At 68.1% G+C, this 17122-nt stretch carries 17 protein-coding genes and 1 pseudogene; 17 read left to right on the top strand and 1 reads right to left on the bottom strand.

The genetic code is table 11. The features are described 5' to 3' along the window. Window positions 1-192: 192 nt before the first annotated feature. From rpsA to DSP71_RS01760, 12 genes are all read left to right on the top strand, one after another. On the top strand, window positions 193-1647 hold the full coding sequence (gene rpsA, locus DSP71_RS01815; RefSeq protein ID WP_046749289.1) for a 30S ribosomal protein S1: 1455 nt from the start codon (window positions 193-195) through the stop codon (window positions 1645-1647). A gap of 142 nt (window positions 1648-1789) precedes the next feature. Next, on the top strand, window positions 1790-2638 hold the full coding sequence (locus DSP71_RS01810) for an ABC transporter ATP-binding protein (protein WP_046749288.1): 849 nt from the start codon (window positions 1790-1792) through the stop codon (window positions 2636-2638). Further along, window positions 2635-3675 carry an aliphatic sulfonate ABC transporter substrate-binding protein gene (locus DSP71_RS01805; RefSeq protein ID WP_113680216.1) on the top strand — a complete coding sequence of 347 codons (1041 nt, stop codon included), beginning with the start codon at window positions 2635-2637 and terminating at the stop codon, window positions 3673-3675. The genes DSP71_RS01810 and DSP71_RS01805 overlap by 4 nt, the downstream gene beginning before the upstream one ends. Then, a complete protein-coding gene (locus DSP71_RS01800) occupies window positions 3672-4532 on the top strand; it encodes an ABC transporter permease (RefSeq protein WP_058632237.1) in 861 nt (286 codons plus the stop codon). Before DSP71_RS01805 ends, DSP71_RS01800 begins: the two co-directional genes overlap by 4 nt. Beyond that, window positions 4523-6529: an acetate--CoA ligase gene (acs, locus tag DSP71_RS01795; protein WP_113680215.1), complete on the top strand. Its 2007-nt coding sequence runs from the start codon at window positions 4523-4525 to the stop codon at window positions 6527-6529. Before DSP71_RS01800 ends, acs begins: the two co-directional genes overlap by 10 nt. Before the next feature lie 25 nt (window positions 6530-6554). Beyond that, window positions 6555-7859, top strand: coding sequence for an O-acetylhomoserine aminocarboxypropyltransferase/cysteine synthase family protein (locus DSP71_RS01790; protein WP_058632239.1), 1305 nt, complete (start codon window positions 6555-6557; stop codon window positions 7857-7859). Next, complete coding sequence (locus tag DSP71_RS01785) at window positions 7856-8443, top strand: CoA-binding protein (protein WP_082682659.1); 588 nt, start codon at window positions 7856-7858, stop codon at window positions 8441-8443. Before DSP71_RS01790 ends, DSP71_RS01785 begins: the two co-directional genes overlap by 4 nt. A gap of 31 nt (window positions 8444-8474) precedes the next feature. Continuing rightward, window positions 8475-9074 (top strand): dephospho-CoA kinase, encoded by a 600-nt coding sequence (gene coaE, locus DSP71_RS01780; protein ID WP_058632240.1) that lies wholly within the window; start codon window positions 8475-8477, stop codon window positions 9072-9074. Next, window positions 9071-10288, top strand: coding sequence for an MFS transporter (locus DSP71_RS01775; RefSeq protein ID WP_113680214.1), 1218 nt, complete (start codon window positions 9071-9073; stop codon window positions 10286-10288). Before coaE ends, DSP71_RS01775 begins: the two co-directional genes overlap by 4 nt. Window positions 10289-10300: 12 nt before the next feature. Continuing rightward, the gene (locus tag DSP71_RS01770) at window positions 10301-11092 is read left to right on the top strand and encodes a GNAT family N-acetyltransferase (protein WP_113680213.1); all 792 of its coding nucleotides are present in this window, start codon (window positions 10301-10303) and stop codon (window positions 11090-11092) included. Between the two features lie 47 nt (window positions 11093-11139). Next, a complete protein-coding gene (gene uvrB, locus DSP71_RS01765) occupies window positions 11140-13212 on the top strand; it encodes an excinuclease ABC subunit UvrB (protein ID WP_046749425.1) in 2073 nt (690 codons plus the stop codon). 13 nt (window positions 13213-13225) lie between these two features. Beyond that, entirely contained in the window at window positions 13226-13576 is a 351-nt protein-coding gene (locus DSP71_RS01760) for a TfoX/Sxy family protein (protein ID WP_218867902.1), read from the top strand. A 55-nt stretch (window positions 13577-13631) separates the two neighbouring features. On the opposite strand, the gene DSP71_RS01755 is transcribed toward DSP71_RS01760, so the two are convergent. Beyond that, the gene (locus DSP71_RS01755; protein WP_105724504.1) at window positions 13632-13874 is read right to left on the bottom strand and encodes a hypothetical protein; all 243 of its coding nucleotides are present in this window, start codon (window positions 13872-13874) and stop codon (window positions 13632-13634) included. A 45-nt stretch (window positions 13875-13919) separates the two neighbouring features. Here DSP71_RS01755 and DSP71_RS01750 point away from each other — a divergent pair, with 45 nt between their 5' ends. The 5 genes and pseudogenes from DSP71_RS01750 to DSP71_RS01730 all read left to right on the top strand — a co-directional run. Continuing rightward, window positions 13920-14363: a MarR family winged helix-turn-helix transcriptional regulator gene (locus tag DSP71_RS01750; protein ID WP_058632243.1), complete on the top strand. Its 444-nt coding sequence runs from the start codon at window positions 13920-13922 to the stop codon at window positions 14361-14363. Window positions 14364-14434: 71 nt separating this feature from the next. Then, window positions 14435-15190, top strand: a complete 756-nt coding sequence (locus DSP71_RS01745; RefSeq protein WP_113680212.1) for a DUF4129 domain-containing protein — start codon at window positions 14435-14437, stop codon at window positions 15188-15190. Continuing rightward, a complete protein-coding gene (locus DSP71_RS01740; RefSeq protein WP_218867903.1) occupies window positions 15187-15660 on the top strand; it encodes a YeaH/YhbH family protein in 474 nt (157 codons plus the stop codon). Before DSP71_RS01745 ends, DSP71_RS01740 begins: the two co-directional genes overlap by 4 nt. Next, complete coding sequence (locus DSP71_RS01735; protein ID WP_113680210.1) at window positions 15657-16628, top strand: MoxR family ATPase; 972 nt, start codon at window positions 15657-15659, stop codon at window positions 16626-16628. The genes DSP71_RS01740 and DSP71_RS01735 overlap by 4 nt, the downstream gene beginning before the upstream one ends. Further along, window positions 16625-17122, top strand: a pseudogene (locus DSP71_RS01730) (DUF58 domain-containing protein); the annotation flags it as partial. The gene DSP71_RS01735 and the pseudogene DSP71_RS01730, both read left to right, overlap by 4 nt.

Raw genomic sequence — 17122 nt, 5'->3', positions numbered from 1 at the left:
AGTCGGTCGGTCCGCCGAATCCGACTCCTGCTGTATCAGAACTTCTGATAGCCTTAACCGTCACTCGTGGCGTGCATGCGCATGCCCTCGTGGCGAGAAAACCAAAATCCAACTGCTGTGAAGCATGCTGTCGGCCGTGCGCGGTCTTTGCCTCTCAGCCCGAGTCTCCATTCAACAAGGACAACCCACTACATGACTACCGCAACGACCGCCCCGGCCACCAAGCAGGTCGCCATCAACGACATCGGATCTGCTGAGGACTTCCTGGCCGCGGTCGAGAAGACCCTGAAGTTCTTCAACGACGGCGACATCATCGAAGGCACGATCGTCAAGATCGACCGCGATGAGGTCCTCCTCGATGTCGGCTACAAGACCGAGGGTGTCATCCCCTCGCGTGAGCTCTCGATCAAGCACGACGTCGACCCCAACGAGGTCGTCGCTGTCGGCGATCTGGTCGAGGCCCTCGTTCTCCAGAAGGAGGACAAGGAAGGCCGTCTGATCCTCTCCAAGAAGCGCGCACAGTACGAGCGTGCCTGGGGAGACGTCGAGAAGATCAAGGAGAACGACGGCGTCGTCACCGGTACGGTCATCGAGGTCGTCAAGGGTGGACTCATCGTCGACATCGGACTCCGCGGCTTCCTGCCGGCCTCGCTCATCGAGCTGCGCCGCGTCCGCGACCTCACGCCGTACCTCGGCCAGGAGATCGAGGCCAAGATCCTCGAGCTCGACAAGAACCGCAACAACGTCGTCCTGAGCCGCCGCGCGCTGCTCGAGCAGACGCAGTCGGAGTCGCGCACCACGTTCCTGAACAACCTGCACAAGGGTCAGGTCCGCAAGGGTGTCGTCTCGTCGATCGTCAACTTCGGTGCGTTCGTCGACCTGGGTGGCGTGGACGGCCTCGTGCACGTCTCCGAGCTGTCCTGGAAGCACATCGAGCACGCCTCCGAGGTCGTCGAGGTGGGCCAGGAGGTCACCGTCGAGATCCTCGAGGTCGACCTCGACCGCGAGCGCGTCTCCCTGTCGCTGAAGGCGACGCAGGAGGACCCGTGGCAGGTCTTCGCCCGTACCCACGCGATCGGTCAGGTCACGCCGGGTAAGGTCACCAAGCTCGTTCCGTTCGGTGCGTTCGTCCGCGTCGCAGACGGCATCGAGGGCCTCGTCCACATCTCCGAGCTCTCCAGCAAGCACGTCGAGCTGGCCGAGCAGGTCGTCTCCGTCGGCGAAGAGGTCTTCGTCAAGGTCATCGACATCGACCTCGAGCGTCGTCGCATCTCGCTGTCGCTGAAGCAGGCCAACGAGTCGGTCGACCCCAACGGCACCGAGTTCGATCCGGCCCTGTACGGCATGCTCGCCGAGTACGACGAGAACGGCGAGTACAAGTACCCGGAGGGCTTCGACGCCGAGACCGGTGCATGGAAGGAAGGCTTCGACGCCCAGCGCGAGGCATGGGAGCAGGAGTACGCTGCAGCCCAGGCTCGCTGGGAGGCGCACAAGGCTCAGGTCGTCAAGGCGGCCGAGGCCGAGGCTGCGGCCGGCGAAGACTTCGGCGGCCAGTCCTTCACGAGCGAGGCTGCCGGCGCCGGCACCCTCGCCGACGACGAGGCTCTCGCCGCTCTGCGCGAGAAGCTCTCGGGCGGCAACGCTTAAGCAGCATTCTGAAACGGGTCGTCACCTCGCCTTCGGGCGGGTGTGGCGGCCCGTTTCGCATGTCCGGACCGCGGCTGCCCGCCCGTGACGCAACATTACGACCGCATTCGTAACAGGCCACGCGCTCGGCCAGCATGGGCATATGACCACCCTGCTGCCGGCGCCGCATACGACCGATGCCTCTGCGGCGGCCGGTGCAGCGCAGGAAGTGCGGCTCGAAGGTGTAGAACGGTCCTTCCCTCTCGCGCGGGGACGCCGCGACGTCCTGCGCGGCGTGGACCTCGAGGTCTCCGCCGGAGAGATCGTCGCCGTCGTCGGGCCTTCCGGCTGCGGAAAGTCGACGCTCCTCCGTCTGGTCGGCGGTCTGGACTCCCCGACACGGGGCGCCATCCGCCTCGAGGACACACCCGTAGCGGCGGTCGACGACCGCACCGCCGTCGCCTTCCAGGAGCCACGACTGCTCCCGTGGCGCACGATCGCCCAGAACGTCGAACTGGGCCTGCCGCGGGGCACCGCGCGCCGCGCGGGACGCGATCGTGTACGAGAACTTCTGCACCTGGTCGGCCTCGACGATGCCGCCGATCAGCGACCGCGAGAGGTATCCGGCGGGATGGCGCAGCGTGCATCCCTCGCCAGAGCCCTTGCCAGGAACCCCGGTGTCCTGCTGCTCGATGAGCCTTTCGGGGCGCTCGACGCGCTCACGCGCCTGCGGATGCACGATCTGCTGCTGAAGATCCACGCCGCAGAGCCGACCACCGTGCTCCTCGTGACGCACGATGTCGAGGAAGCGCTCTATCTCGCCGATCGCGTCCTGCTCCTGCGCACGCTGAGCGCGACCCGACCTGACGAGTCATCCATCGCCCGCACGATCACCGTGCCAGGCGCCCGTCCCCGTGACCGCGCCGATCGTGGTCTCGCCGACCTGCGCGCCGAGCTCCTCGAGGGCCTCGGCGTAGACACCCACCACCGCACCGCCGAGGAGACCCGATGAGCATCACCACCCGCCGAATCATCCCTGCGATCGCCATCGCGGGGACGATGATGCTCGTGTCCACCGGCTGCGTCGCCGGAGAGAACGCTGCTGCCACCGACGCGAAGCCCACATCCGGCACGACCGAATGGTCGTCCGACACGCTGTCGATCGATTTCGCGACATACAACCCGTTGAGCCTGGTGATCCGCGACCAGGGCATCCTGGAGGACATCCTCGGAGATGACGTCACCGTGGAGTGGGTGCAGTCCGCCGGCTCGAACAAGGCGAACGAACTGCTGCGGTCCGGTTCTGTCGACGTCGGCTCGACGGCCGGCTCTGCAGCGCTCCTGGCCCGAGCGAACGGCTCGCCCATCCAGGTCATCGACATCTTCTCGCAGCCCGAGTGGGCGGCGATCGTCGTCGGACCGGACAGCGACATCACGTCGATCGAAGACCTCACGGGCAAGTCCGTCGCCGCGACCAAGGGGACCGACCCGTACTTCTTCCTGCTCCAGGCGCTCGAAGAAGGGGGCCTGTCGCTGTCGGACGTCGAGGTGCAGAACCTTCAGCACGCGGACGGTCGTGCCGCCCTCGACGGCGGTTCGGTCGATGCGTGGTCCGGCCTCGACCCGATCATGGCAGCCGCCGAGGCGGAGTCGGGCGACAAGCTCGTCTACCGCAACGTCGACTTCAACACGTACGGGTTCCTGAACGCGACCGAGGACTTCATCACGAACCACCCCGACCTCGCGCAAGCGGTCGTGGATGCGTACGAGAAGGCACGGGAGTGGGCGCTGGCGAACCCCGACGAGACGGCAGCGCTCCTCGCCGAGGTGGCAGGCATCGACATCGGCGTCGCCACCACCGTGATCCAGGAGCGTTCGAACCTCGACGTGAGCGGCATCCCGGGTGACGATCAGATCGGCGTCCTGGAGAAGATCGCGCCCGTGCTCGTCGAGTCCGGCGACGTGCAGGGAGGCAAGGAGTCGGTGGACAAGGCGCTGTCCTCGATCGTGAACGCGACGTTCGCCGAGAAGGCGGTCGGCGGCGAGTGAGCGAACTCGACCAGCGCGTGCTCGTGCCCGCGGACTCGCGGGACGCGCTCGACTTCGCCAAGGGCGAGCTCCGACGTCCGAACCGCAGCGCACGACGATCCTGGGACCGCCCCGTCGTGCGGATCGTGGCAGGGCTGCTGCTCCCGGCGATCATCCTGATCGTCTGGCAGGTGGTGACGACGAACGGACTCGTCCCGCCCTACCGTCTGCCCACACCCGTCTCGGTCCTCCAGGCAGGCATCGAGCTGGCCGAGACCGGGCAGCTCTGGACGCACATCGCCATCTCGGTGCAGCGCGTACTGCTCGGATTCGCGATCGGCTCGGTGATCGGACTCGCCGCGGCCGGTGTGGTGGGCCTGTCACGGCTCGGGGACGTGCTGCTGAGCCCGACGCTCGCCGCCGTGAGGGCTGTGCCCTCGTTGGCCTGGGTGCCGCTGCTCATCCTCTGGATGCAGATCGGTGAGGAGTCGAAGGTCACGCTGATCGCGATCGGAGCGTTCTTCCCCGTCTACACGACCGTCGCCTCGGCGCTCCGACACGTGGATCCGCAGCTCGTCGAGGCCGGGCGCTCGTTCAGCCTGCGCGGATGGTCACTGTTCCGCATCGTGCAGCTGCCCGCGGTCGTACCGTCCGTCGTGTCCGGGCTCCGCCTCGCGCTCGCACAGGCGTGGCTGTTCCTGGTGGCCGCAGAGCTCATCGCTTCCTCGATGGGCCTCGGCTTCCTGCTGACCGACTCCCAGAACAGTGGCCGTGTCGATCGGATCCTGCTCTCGATCGTGCTGCTGGCACTGCTCGGTACGGTGACCAACGGAGTCCTCGCCCTGGCAGAGAAGTACCTGCTGCGACGGTGGGTGTGAGCGTGACCGAGGCCCGACTGCAGGAGACACGCGTCTACGAGCCGTCGAACGACTTCCCGGAGGCGAACGTCTCCGGTGAGGCCTATGCGCGCGCGGCAGTGGATCCCGTCGCGTTCTGGGAGGACGCCGCTCGACGCCTCGACTGGGCGAAACCGTGGGACACCGCGCACGAGTGGGAGCCTCCGATCGGAGATGTGGTTCCCGCCGCGCGCTGGTTCGTCGGAGGGCGGATCAACGTGGCCGTCAACTGCGTGGACCGGCACGTCGATGCCGGTCGGGGAGCCAAGGTGGCGCTGTACTTCGAAGGGGAGCCGGGCGACCGCATCGCGGTGACGTACTCCGATCTGCAGCAGCGGGTCGCACGCGCCGCGAATGCTCTCGTGGCGCTCGGCATCGAGCCGGGTGATCGTGTGGTGATCTACCTGCCCGTGCTCGTGGAGACGATCGTCATCACGCTCGCCTGTGCCCGGATCGGAGCCGTGCACTCCCTGGTGTTCGGGGGATTCTCCGCGGAGGCCGTGCGCTTCCGCCTCGAGGACACCGGAGCGAAGCTGCTGGTGACGAGCGACGGACAGTTCCGACGCGGCACCGCCACCGAGGTGAAGTCGACGGCCGATGCGGCGGCCGCGGACCTCCCCGACCTCGAGCATGTGCTCGTGCTCCGACGCACGGGCCAGCAGGTGCCGTGGACCGAAGGTCGGGACGTCTGGTGGCACGAGGTGGTCGACACGGCATCGCCGGCGCACGACGCCCCGGCGTTCGATGCCGAGCATCCTCTCTTCATCATCTACACGTCCGGCACCACCGGGAAGCCGAAGGGACTCGTCCACACGTCGGGCGGATACCTCACGCAGGCGAGCTGGGCGCACTGGGCGCATTTCGACGCGAAGCCCGACGACGTGCACTGGTGCACGGCCGATCTGGCCTGGGTCACCGCGCACACCTACGAGATCTACGGTCCGCTGTCGAACGGGCTGACCCAGGTCATCTACGAAGGCACGCCGGACTCGCCGAACCGGGAGCGGCACCTCGAGATCATCGAGCGCTACTGCGTGACCGTCTACTACACGGCGCCCACGCTGATCCGTACCTTCATGACCTGGTTCGGCGCCGATCTCCCTGGGGGCCACGACCTCTCGATGCTCCGTCTGCTCGGTACGGTGGGCGAGGCGATCAACCCCGAGGCGTGGGTATGGTTCCGGAAGAACTTCGGCCGGGATGCGCTGCCGGTGATCGACACCTGGTGGCAGTCCGAGACCGGTGCCGCGATGATCGCCCCGCTGCCGGGCGTCACGCGCCTCAAGCCGGGCTCGGCCTCGGTGCCGCTCCCGGGGATCGATGCCGCGGTGGTCGATGCCGAGGGGCATCCGGTCGAACCGGGACGTTCGGGGACGCTCGTCGTGCGCCGACCCTGGCCGGGCATGGCCCGCACCGTCTGGGGTGATCCGGAGCGCTATCGCGACTCGTACTGGTCGGCCTACGCCGGTCGGGGAGAGTTCGGCGGCTTCTACGTCGCCGGCGACGGGGCGACCGTCGACATCGACGGGTACATCTGGATCCTCGGGCGACTCGATGACGTCGTCAACGTCTCGGGTCACCGACTCTCCACCATCGAGATCGAGTCGGCCCTCGTCGCTCACGACACCGTCGGCGAAGCCGGTTCAGCCGGGGTCTCCGACCCCGTCACCGGCCAGGCCGTCGTCGCGTTCGTGACGGCTTCGGGCCGGGCCGAGGTGACGCCGGCCGACCTCCGCGCTCAGGTCGCGCGGTCGATCGGCCCCGTCGCCAAGCCGAAGCACATCGTCGTGGTCCCCGACCTGCCCAAGACCCGGTCGGGCAAGATCATGCGCCGGCTCCTGGCGCAGCTCTGGGAGGCCGAGCAGGCACGAAGGCAGGGTCGCGAGGCCCTGCAGCTCGGTGACACGACGTCGTTGCAGAATCCCTGGGCCGTCGCGGACATCGCCGACGTGCTCTCCACAGCGGAACTGCGCTCTTGAACTCCGCTTCTGAATCGAGGACATCATGACCGAAGAACACCGCTTCGGATTCCGCACCAGAGCCCTCCATGCGGGGGGAACGCCGGATGCCGCCACCGGGGCCAGGGCGGTGCCGATCTACCAGACCACCTCGTTCGTCTTCGACGACGCCGCGGATGCCGGCAACCTCTTCGCCCTGCAGAAGTACGGCAACATCTACTCGCGTATCGGAAACCCGACGGTCGCGGCTCTCGAAGAGCGCCTCGCATCGCTGGAGGGTGGAATCGGCGCCGTCGCGACGGCTTCCGGGATGAGCGCGGAGTTCATCACGTTCGCGGCCCTGGTCGGAGCAGGCGATCATGTCGTCGCCGCCGCCCAGCTCTACGGTGGCACGGTCACGCAGCTCGACGTCACGCTGCGTCGCTTCGGGGTCGAGACCACGTTCGTCGCCTCGACCGATCCCGAGGACTTCGCCGCCGCGATCCGTCCGGAGACGAAGGTGGTCTACGTCGAGATGATCGGCAACCCCTCCGGGGAGATCGCCGACATCGAAGGACTCGCCGAGATCGCCCACGCGGCCGGTGTCCCGCTCGTGGTCGACGCGACGCTCGCCACGCCCTACCTCGCCCGTCCGCTCGAGCACGGCGCCGACATCGTCATCCACTCCGTGACGAAGTTCCTCGGAGGACACGGCACCACCCTCGGCGGCGTCGTCATCGAGAAGGGCGCTTTCGACTGGGGCAACGGCAAGTTCCCGCAGATGACCGAACCCGTCGAGTCGTACGGCGGCATCAAGTGGTGGGACAACTTCGGCGAGTACGGCTTCCTCACCAAGCTCCGCTCCGAGCAACTGCGGGACATCGGCCCCGCGCTCAGCCCGCAGTCGGCGTTCAACCTCCTCCAGGGGATCGAGACCCTTCCACAGCGCATAGACGCCCACCTCGCGAACGCCCGCGTCGTCGCGGACTGGCTCGCCTCGGACCCTCGTGTGGCCTACGTCACCTGGGCCGGGCTCGAAGGACACCCGCACCACGCACGCGCAGCCAAGTACCTGCCTCTCGGTCCCGGCTCGGTGTTCGCGTTCGGGGTCGCGGCGCCGGACGGTCGCGCGGCGGGGGAGACCCTGATCGAGAATCTGCAACTGGCCTCGCACCTCGCGAACATCGGCGACGCGCGCACGCTCGTGATCCATCCGGCCTCGACGACGCACCGGCAGCTCACGGAGGATCAGCTGGTCGCCGCGGGCGTGCGTCCCGACCTCATCCGCATCTCAGTCGGTCTGGAAGACGCCGACGACATCATCTGGGACCTCGACCAGGCCCTCACCACGGCGACGGGAGCGAACCGATGAGCACGACGAGTTCGGGCGATGCCTGCGCGCTGCCGGCTGTGACCGATGCGGCGACGTGTGCACTGCCCGGTGGGACTCCCGTCGCGGTCGCGGTGCCGGGGCGCACCTGGAGCGGACCGAACCAGCAGGAGCGATTCGGCCTGCTGCGACGCGCGAGGTCGATCGCGATCGTCGGGGCGTCGAACAACCCCGCCCGCGCGTCCTACTTCGTCGCGACCTACCTGCTCTCCAGCACGAACTACGACGTCTACCTGGTGAACCCGCGGGAGACCGAGATCCTCGGGCAGCCCGTCTACGCGACCCTGAGCGATCTGCCCGTCGTCCCCGACATCGTCGACGTGTTCCGACGCCACGACGACCTCCCCGGCGTGGCACAGGAGGCCATCGAGGCGGGCGCGCAGACGCTGTGGCTGCAGCTGGGCTCGTGGAACGAGGATGCCGCGGCGATCGCCGAGGGCGCGGGGCTGTCCGTGGTGATGGACCGTTGCATCAAGATCGAGCACGCGCGGTTCCATGGCGGACTCCACCTGGCCGGCTTCGATACCGGTGTGATCAGCTCCCGTCGCCAGTTGCGCGCGAGATGAGTCGCGTCGGGGCGAAGCCTAGACTGACCGCATGCCTCTCATCGCACTCACCGGCGGTATCGCTTCCGGGAAGTCGACCATCGCCCGCCGCCTGGCCGAGCACGGTGCCGTCATCGTCGACGCCGATCAGATCGTTCGCGATGTGCAGTCTCCCGGTTCGCCGGTGCTCGTCAGGATCGCCGAGACCTTCGGCGACGACGTCATCTCCTCGGACGGCTCCCTCGACAGGGCGGCGCTCGGTGCGAAGGTGTTCGGCGATGCGGGTCTCCTCGCGCAGCTCAACGCGATCGTCCACCCCGCAGTCCGTGAGGAATCCCAGCGGCGCTTCGATGCGGCCGTCCGCGGCGACGCGGATGCCGTGGTCGTCTACGACGTGCCGCTCCTGGTCGAGGCGAGGGTAGACGATCCCTGGGATCTCATCGTCGTCGCGCACGCGCCGGCTGACGTGCGCCGCGAGCGTCTCGTCGAGTTGCGCGGCATGGGTGAGGGTGCAGCGCAGGAGCGTATCGACGCCCAAGTATCCGACGACCGCCGTCTCGCGATCGCCGACGTCGTGATCGATACGTCGGGCACCGTGGAGAGCACGATCGAGCAGGCCGACGCCCTCTGGCAGCGGATCAGTTCACGGTGACGTTCGCGGGTCACACCCCGGGATCACGCGAGTACCGCCGGCTCCTCGTCGGTCTGTTCTTCGCCGGGGTCGCGACTTTCGCCCAGCTGTATTCGGCACAGGCCGTGCTGCCGCAGATCTCGGCCGAGCTCTCGGTCACGCCGGCGACGGCTGCGCTGAGTGTGTCGGCTGCCACGCTCGGCTTGGCGCTGGCCGTCATCCCCTGGTCGATGGTGGCCGATCGCATCGGTCGCGTGCCTGCCATGGCCACCGGGGTGCTCACCGCCACGGGACTGGGCCTCGTCGCCCCGCTGAGCGGAGAGATCGCCGCGCTGCTGGTCCTGCGATTCGCGGAGGGGATGGCGCTGGGGGCCGTACCCGCAGTGGCACTGGCCTATCTCAGCGAAGAGGTCGAAGTACGTCATACCGCCGCTGCCGCGGGGAGCTACATCGCCGGGACCACGGTCGGTGGACTGCTCGGGCGCATCGTCTCGGGGATCGTCGGGGAAGTGGGAGGCTGGCGGACCGGCATCCTCTCGGTCGCGGTAATGTGCGCGCTCGCCGCCGTTCTGTTCCTCTGGCTCACACCCCGCGCCAGGGGATTCGTCCCCGGTCGTCTGCGCACCGATCGAGGGCCCGGCATCCTGGCGAAGCTCATGGCGCCTCTGCGTTCACCTCTGCAGTGGGCCCTGTACGCGCAGGGATTCCTGCTGATGGGTGCCTTCGTCGCGGTGTACAACTACCTCGGGTTCCATCTCTCGGCCGCACCGTTCCTCCTTCCCGCCTGGCTGGTCACCCTGCTGTTCCTGGCATACCTGGCCGGCACGGTGTCGTCGCCGTGGGCCGGGACGCTCGCCTCGCGGGCCGGGCGATTCCTGGTCCTGCTCTCCTCGATCGGAGTGATGGCCGTGGGTGCCGCACTGCTGCTGCTTCCGGTGGCCGGCGTCGTCCTGGCCGGGCTCGTGCTGTTCACCGCCGGGTTCTTCGGCGCGCACGCCATCGCCTCGGGGTGGACGCCCGTCGCGGCCGACCCCGCCAGCAGGGCACAGGCATCCTCGCTGTACTACTTCGCCTACTACGCCGGGTCGAGTGTGTTCGGGTGGCTGCTCGGTCTCGTGTTCGGTTCGACGACCTGGGGCTGGTTCGTCGCCGTCATCGTCGCGATGTGCGGTGCTGCCGCGCTCGCGGCGGTCGCCGCTCTCCGTGGTGCCGAGAGCGGCCGCCCCGCCGTCTGAGAGGATCTCATCATGCAGCTGCAGTTCCTGGAAGCGTACGACCGTCAGCTCCGCACACATCCCGAGATCGCGGGGGCATCGAACGCGGCGGCGCACGGACCGCTCCTGATGGCGACGTTCCCCGGCGGACGCGGCTTCGTCACGTATGCCGAGCTCGGCGACGTGGATGCGGACGACGTCGCGCTGTTGGTCGACGCGGCGGCCGACCACTTCGCGGGGCGTCCGGAGGTGAGGTCGGTCGAGTGGAAGACCCGCGGTCACGATCGTGCCCCCGGCCTGCACGACGCTCTTGTCGCTCGCGACTTCGTGCCGGAGGAGCCGGAATCCATCATGATCGGTGAGGCACGCCCGCTCGCGCGGCACGTCGACGTTCCTGAGCACGTCAGGATCAGGCGGAGCCGTAGTGATGCCGACGTGTTCGCGGCGGGTGAGATGCAGGGCCGCGTCTTCGATGACCCCGACTGGCGTTCGAGGTCGGAGGAGCTCGTCGTGCACCTGCGCGAAGACCCTTCGGCGGAGCTGTGGATCGCTGTCGTGGACGACGAGGTGATCAGCGCCGGGAGGCTCGAGCCGGTGGCCGGCACCGAGTTCGCCGGTCTCTGGGGCGGTGCGACGCTCCCGGAGTGGCGAGGCCGCGGCATCTACCGCGCTCTCACGGCGGAGCGGGCGCGCTCGGCTATCGCGCGTGGGGTCCGCTACCTCCACTCCGATTCCACTGAGTTCTCGCGCCCGATCCTGGAGCGGTCGGGACTGGTGAAGGTGTCGACGACAACGCCGTACGTGTGGACTCCCGTGCGAGGCTGATCCTGCGCGACGGCCTCGATGTCGGAGGGGCGGCATACGCTGGAGGTATGCAACCCACGCGCAGTGTCCGCCCCTTCGAGGTCATCAGCGAGTATGAGCCGGCCGGAGACCAGCCGAAGGCCATCGCCGATCTGGCGGCGCGCATCAATGCCGGTGAGACAGACGTGGTGCTTCTCGGCGCGACGGGTACCGGCAAGTCCGCCACGACGGCCTGGTTGGTCGAACAGGTCCAGCGTCCCACGCTCGTGCTCGCGCACAACAAGACCCTCGCCGCCCAGCTCGCGAACGAGTTCCGCGAGCTCATGCCCAACAACGCGGTCGAGTACTTCGTCTCGTACTACGACTACTACCAGCCGGAGGCGTACGTACCGCAGACCGACACCTTCATCGAGAAGGACTCCTCGATCAACTCCGAAGTCGAGCGACTGCGGCATTCGACGACCAACTCGCTGTTGAGCCGACGCGATGTCATCGTGGTCTCCACAGTGTCCTGCATCTACGGACTCGGGGCGCCGGAAGAGTATCTGCGGGCCATGGTCGCCCTCCAGGTGGGGGAGCGCTATGACCGCGATGCGCTCATCCGTCAGTTCATCGCCATGCAGTACAACCGTAACGATGTCGACTTCTCGCGGGGCAACTTCCGTGTGCGCGGAGACACCATCGAGATCATCCCCGTCTACGAAGAGCACGCCATCCGCATCGAGCTGTTCGGTGACGAGATCGAGGCGCTGTACTCGCTGCATCCGCTGACCGGCGAGGTCATCGAGAAGCTCGACGCCGTGCCGATCTTCCCGGCATCGCACTATGTGGCCGGTACCGACGTCATCCAGCGCTCCATCGGCACGATCGAACACGAGTTGGAAGAGCGCCTCGCCGAGTTCGAACGTCAGGGCAAGCTCCTCGAGGCGCAGCGTCTGCGCATGCGCACGACCTTCGACCTGGAGATGCTCCAGCAGCTGGGCTTCTGCTCCGGCATCGAGAACTACTCGCGTCACATGGACGGTCGCATGCCGGGCGAGCCTCCGCACACGCTGCTCGACTTCTTCCCCGACGACTTCCTGCTCGTGATCGACGAGTCGCACGTGACGGTGCCGCAGATCGGCGCGATGTACGAGGGCGACGCATCCCGCAAGCGGACGCTGGTCGACCACGGGTTCCGTCTTCCGAGCGCGATGGACAACCGTCCGCTGCGCTGGGACGAGTTCAAGAACCGCATCGGACAGACGGTGTACCTCTCGGCCACTCCCGGGAAGTACGAGATGGGGATCGCCGACGGCGTCGTCGAGCAGATCATCCGCCCGACCGGCCTCGTCGACCCGGAGATCGTGGTGAAGCCGTCGAAGGGGCAGATCGACGACCTGCTCGAGGAGATCCGCGTGCGGGTCGAGCGCGACGAGCGTGTGCTTGTCACGACTCTCACCAAGAAGATGGCCGAGGAGCTCACCGACTTCCTCGGCGAGCACGGTGTGCGTGTCCGCTACCTGCATTCCGATGTCGACACGCTGCGCCGCGTCGAGCTGCTCAGTGAGCTGCGCGCTGGCGTGTACGACGTTCTCGTGGGTATCAACCTCCTGCGCGAGGGCCTCGACCTTCCAGAGGTCTCCCTTGTGGCGATTCTCGACGCCGACAAGGAGGGGTTCCTGCGCTCGGGTACGTCTCTGATCCAGACCATCGGCCGTGCGGCACGAAACGTGTCCGGTGAAGTGCACATGTATGCCGACAAGATGACCGACTCCATGACGAAGGCGATCGAGGAGACCGACCGACGTCGGGAGAAGCAGGTCGCGTACAACAAGGAGAACGGCATCGATCCGCAGCCGCTCCGCAAGCGCATCGCTGACATCACCGAGGTGCTGGCCCGTGAAGGTGCAGACACGGCGGAGATGCTGTCGGGTCGTGGCCGCGCGACGGGCAAGGGCAAATCGCCGACGCCCAACCTGCGTCGTACCGGGATCGCCGCCGAGGGCGCGCAGCAGCTCGAGGCCACCATCCAGGATCTGTCCGACCAGATGCTCGCGGCTGCGGCGGAGCTCAAGTTCGAGCTCGCCGGGCGTCTGCGCGACGAGGTGCAGGATCTCAAGAAGGAACTCCGCGCCATGGAGCGCGCCGGACACGCGTAAGCGGGGACCAACGATGGACGCTGCGGGGAACGAGCTGGCGGATCGTGTGCGCGCGTTGCTCGGAGCAGACACGGAGATCGAAGAGCGGCGCATGTTCGGCACGAGAGCGTTCCTCGACGACGGGCACATCCTGGTGGGCGCGCGTCCTGGGGGAGTGCTGCTGGTCCGTGTGGCGGATGAGGACGGCGCCGCGCTGCTCACCGAGCCAGGCGCGGCACGCGCAGTGATGGGGGCGCGCACCATGAGTTCGGGGTGGCTCGACGTTTCGCAGACGGCGATCGAAGACGACACAGCGCTCATGTTCTGGCTGGATGTCGCTCGAGAGTCCGCCGTTTCGAGGGCGGAGAGCTCGGAGCAGGGCTGACACGGATCCCCGCGCTCTCAACGATCGCGTGCCAGGGCGCGGACGGCCGCTCGCCCTAGGGGCAGTGCACCAGCGTCTTGGGTCCGGAGCGGTCGATCTCGTGCTGCGTCATCGGAGCCCCGCAGAGAGGGCAGGCGCGTTCGGCCCGCTCGGCCGCGCTGGGTGGGGGCGTCTTCTCGTACGGGCCGACGGAGGCGGGTCCTGCGAACCGGATGAGGTTCGTGTTCACCCAGGAGTACAGTCCTCCTGCTTCGCGGATGCGAGTGCGGAGGGGCGGGCGGTCGGAGTCCTGTGCCATGTTGATTAGTGTACTAACTATTAGTGCAGATGTATAGTCTCCCTTGTGACCCCCACCGACGACCTGCTCCGGCTCGAGAACCAGCTCTGCTTCGCCCTGGTGACAGCGGCGCGCAACGTCGTCGCCCTGTATCGACCGATCCTCGAGCCACTCGGCCTGACGCACCCGCAGTACCTCGTCATGCTGGCGCTCTGGGAACGAGCTCCTCGCACGCTGAATGACCTGGCCGTCGACCTGGCCATGGAGCCCGCGACCGCATCCCCGCTGGTGAAGAGGCTCGAGGCGGACGGGCTGGTCGCGCGTCAGCGAAGCACCGAGGACGAGCGGCGACTCGAGATCACTCTGACGTCGGCGGGCGCTGCGCTACGCGAGCGCGCGGTGGAGGTTCCGCACCAGGTGATGGCCGCGGTCGGTATGGGAATCGACGAGATCGCGGCGCTCCGCGACGGTCTGGGCCCGTTCGCCGGGCGCCGTCCCGACCTCGGCTGACCTGTCGTCGGCGTCCGGCTCTGCCGGAGGTGATGGCGGTCCGGGGGAGACGCAGCCCCTAGGGTGGGGGCATGTCCCGCTCCGAGCCCTCGGTCCCGGTGCATGAGACTGCCAGGTCGAATCGCCCACGGATGCTGCTGCTTCCGCTCGTCGCGATCGCCGGCTTCTTCGCGACGATCATGTTCGCTGCAGCGGCGCAGGGGCTTCCGCAGTTCGGGGGATGGCTCGCCGATGCCGAACCACGGGCCGGCGAGGGCACGGGGCCGACGGCGCCGGCGGAGACCGCACCCCCTCCGATGGATCCACCGGAGGACTCTCCGCTGCTCGCGATCATCGGATACGTCCTCGCCGCGCTCGTCCTCGCCGCCGTGCTCGCGATGGTGTTCTTCGGCGCCCGCCTCCTGATCCGCTACCTCGTCGGCCTCTGGCGCGACCGTCCTCTCGCGCGCCGAACGGCGTCGGCCTTGGATGCACACGTCGTCGCAGTGCCTGCAGCCGGGGGCGACCCGGACGAGGCGACGATCCGGCGCGGCATCGCGGAGGCGCTGCGGACGGTCGATGACCGGTCCCGACCCGGCGACAGCATCATCGCGGCGTGGGTGGGGCTGGAGGAATCCGCGGCGGATGCCGGTGCGGGGCGCGGTGTCAACGAGACGCCCTCAGAGTTCACCGTGCGCATCATCGGCAGACGCGCCGGGATCACCGACGACGTCGTCACCCTGCTGGGCCTCTACGAACGCGTCCGCTTCGGCGGTCACGATGCCAACGAAGACGATCGTGCCCGAGCTGCCGAGTGTCTTCGCGGCATCCAGGAGGGGTGGCGATGAAGAGACAGGTCCTCGTCGTGAGCGTCGGTGTCATCGGCGCCGCGGGCGTCCTCCTCCTGCTCGGACAGCTGGGGTTCCCCGAGCCGTTCGTGCTCGCCTGGATGATCCTCGCCCTCGCGGTGGTCTTCGCCTGTCGTCAGGAGTTCATCGAGGTCGGACCCGAGTGGCCTCCGGAAGCGCCGAGCCGCAGTTCGCACGGCTCTGAGGTCTCCCGCATGGCATGGGCGATCAACACCCGCACGGGGGTCGCCGGCCACGTCGTCGTGCGTCGCGTGCAGGCGGTGCTGCGAAGACGCCTCGCCCTGCACGGTCTCGACCTCGAGGACCCCGCACAGCACGCACGCATCGACGCACTCCTCGGCGAGGGGGTGCGGGACGCCCTGCACCGTCGCGAAGTGCAGCGCACCGACATCGAGATGGTGCTCGATGCGATCGACAGAATCCCCAACGACATGGAGGAGCCCGGATGACCAGCCAGGAGACCACGCAGATCGCCGAGACCGGGCGTCGGGTGCTCGACAGCGTCCGTGGAGCCGTCGTCGGGATGGACGAGCCTCTCACGATCGCCCTCGCCGCGATCCTCGCTGGCGGCCATGTGCTGTTCGAAGACGTCCCGGGCCTCGGCAAGACACTCGCCGCGCGGAGCCTGGCTTCGGCGCTCGGCCTCGACTTCCGACGTCTGCAGTGCACCCCTGACATGCTTCCCGGGGATGTCACGGGCTCCTACGTCTACGCACCGGCCACCGGCGAGTTCGTGTTCCGGCCGGGGCCGATCTTCACCGGATTGCTCCTTGCCGACGAGGTGAACCGCACTACGCCGAAGACGCAGTCGGCGATGCTGGAGGCGATGGCGGAGCGTCAGGTGACGGTCGAGGGCAACAGCTTCGCCCTGCCGCGTCCCTTCCATGTGATCGCCACGTCGAATCCCATCGAGTACGAGGGAACGTACACGCTTCCCGAGGCGCAGCTCGACCGCTTCATGGTGCGGCTCGCGGTCGGCTACCCCGTGCCGGAGGACGAGACCCGCATCATCCTCGACCGCGTGAGACGGCAGAGCCCGGATGCCTCCGTCGAGTCCGTCGTCGACGGAGCAGGGCTCCTCGCGATCCAGGCGGCGGTCGAACGGATCCACGTCGATGCCGATGTCGCGAGGTACTGCGTCGAGCTGACGAGGGCCACCCGGGACGCGGCGCACGTCGCCGTCGGCGCCTCTCCTCGGGGATCACAGGCTCTCGTCCTGCTCGGCCGAGCGCTCGCCGCCCTGGATGATCGCGACTACGTCCGACCGGACGACATCAAGCGCATCGCGGGGTCCGTCCTCGCTCACCGACTCACGCTGACGCCGCAGGCCTGGGCCCAGGGAGTGGATCCTCGTTCCGTCGTCGCGACGGTGGTCGACGTGACTCCGGTTCCTCCGACAGTGGCTGCGGTACGGTGACAGAGTCGGTCCGCGTCACGGCGCGCTCGCATGTGCGCTGGAGTCGGACGCCTGTGATCGCGATAGGACTCGCGGGTTCCGCGATCGTCGCAGCCGCCGGCCTCGTGTTCTCTCGGCCCGATGTGGTCGGTATCGGTCTCCCGCTCGCACTGGCGACGGTGTGGGTACTGCTGCGCCGTCCCCACGACGGCGTGCTGTCGATCGAGCTGCGGGCACGGCCGGAGGGTTCCGCCCCTTCGTCGGATGTGGTGGGGGCGGTGGGCGCCGACCTCGACACCGGCTGGCTCCAGGTCGCGGTCGACCAGGAGGAACGGCGGTCCGGGGTCGCCGACGTGTTGCCGGGGCGCTCCATCCTGACATCGCGCAACCGGCTGCAGCACTCTGGTCCTGTCGAGCTCCTCGGCGTGACGGCCCGAGGAGTGGCTCTCGACGGCGCCTGGGTGTCGGAGCCGGCACCCCGCGTCGCGCTGGAGTGGCACACGCCACCGAGGCAG

Source organism: Microbacterium sp. H6 (assembly GCF_003314775.1).
GTDB classification, from domain to species: Bacteria; Actinomycetota; Actinomycetes; order Actinomycetales; family Microbacteriaceae; genus Microbacterium; species Microbacterium oxydans.
The sequence above is the reverse complement of the archived record's forward strand: the minus strand, read 5'-3'. Positions and strand labels throughout refer to the sequence as shown.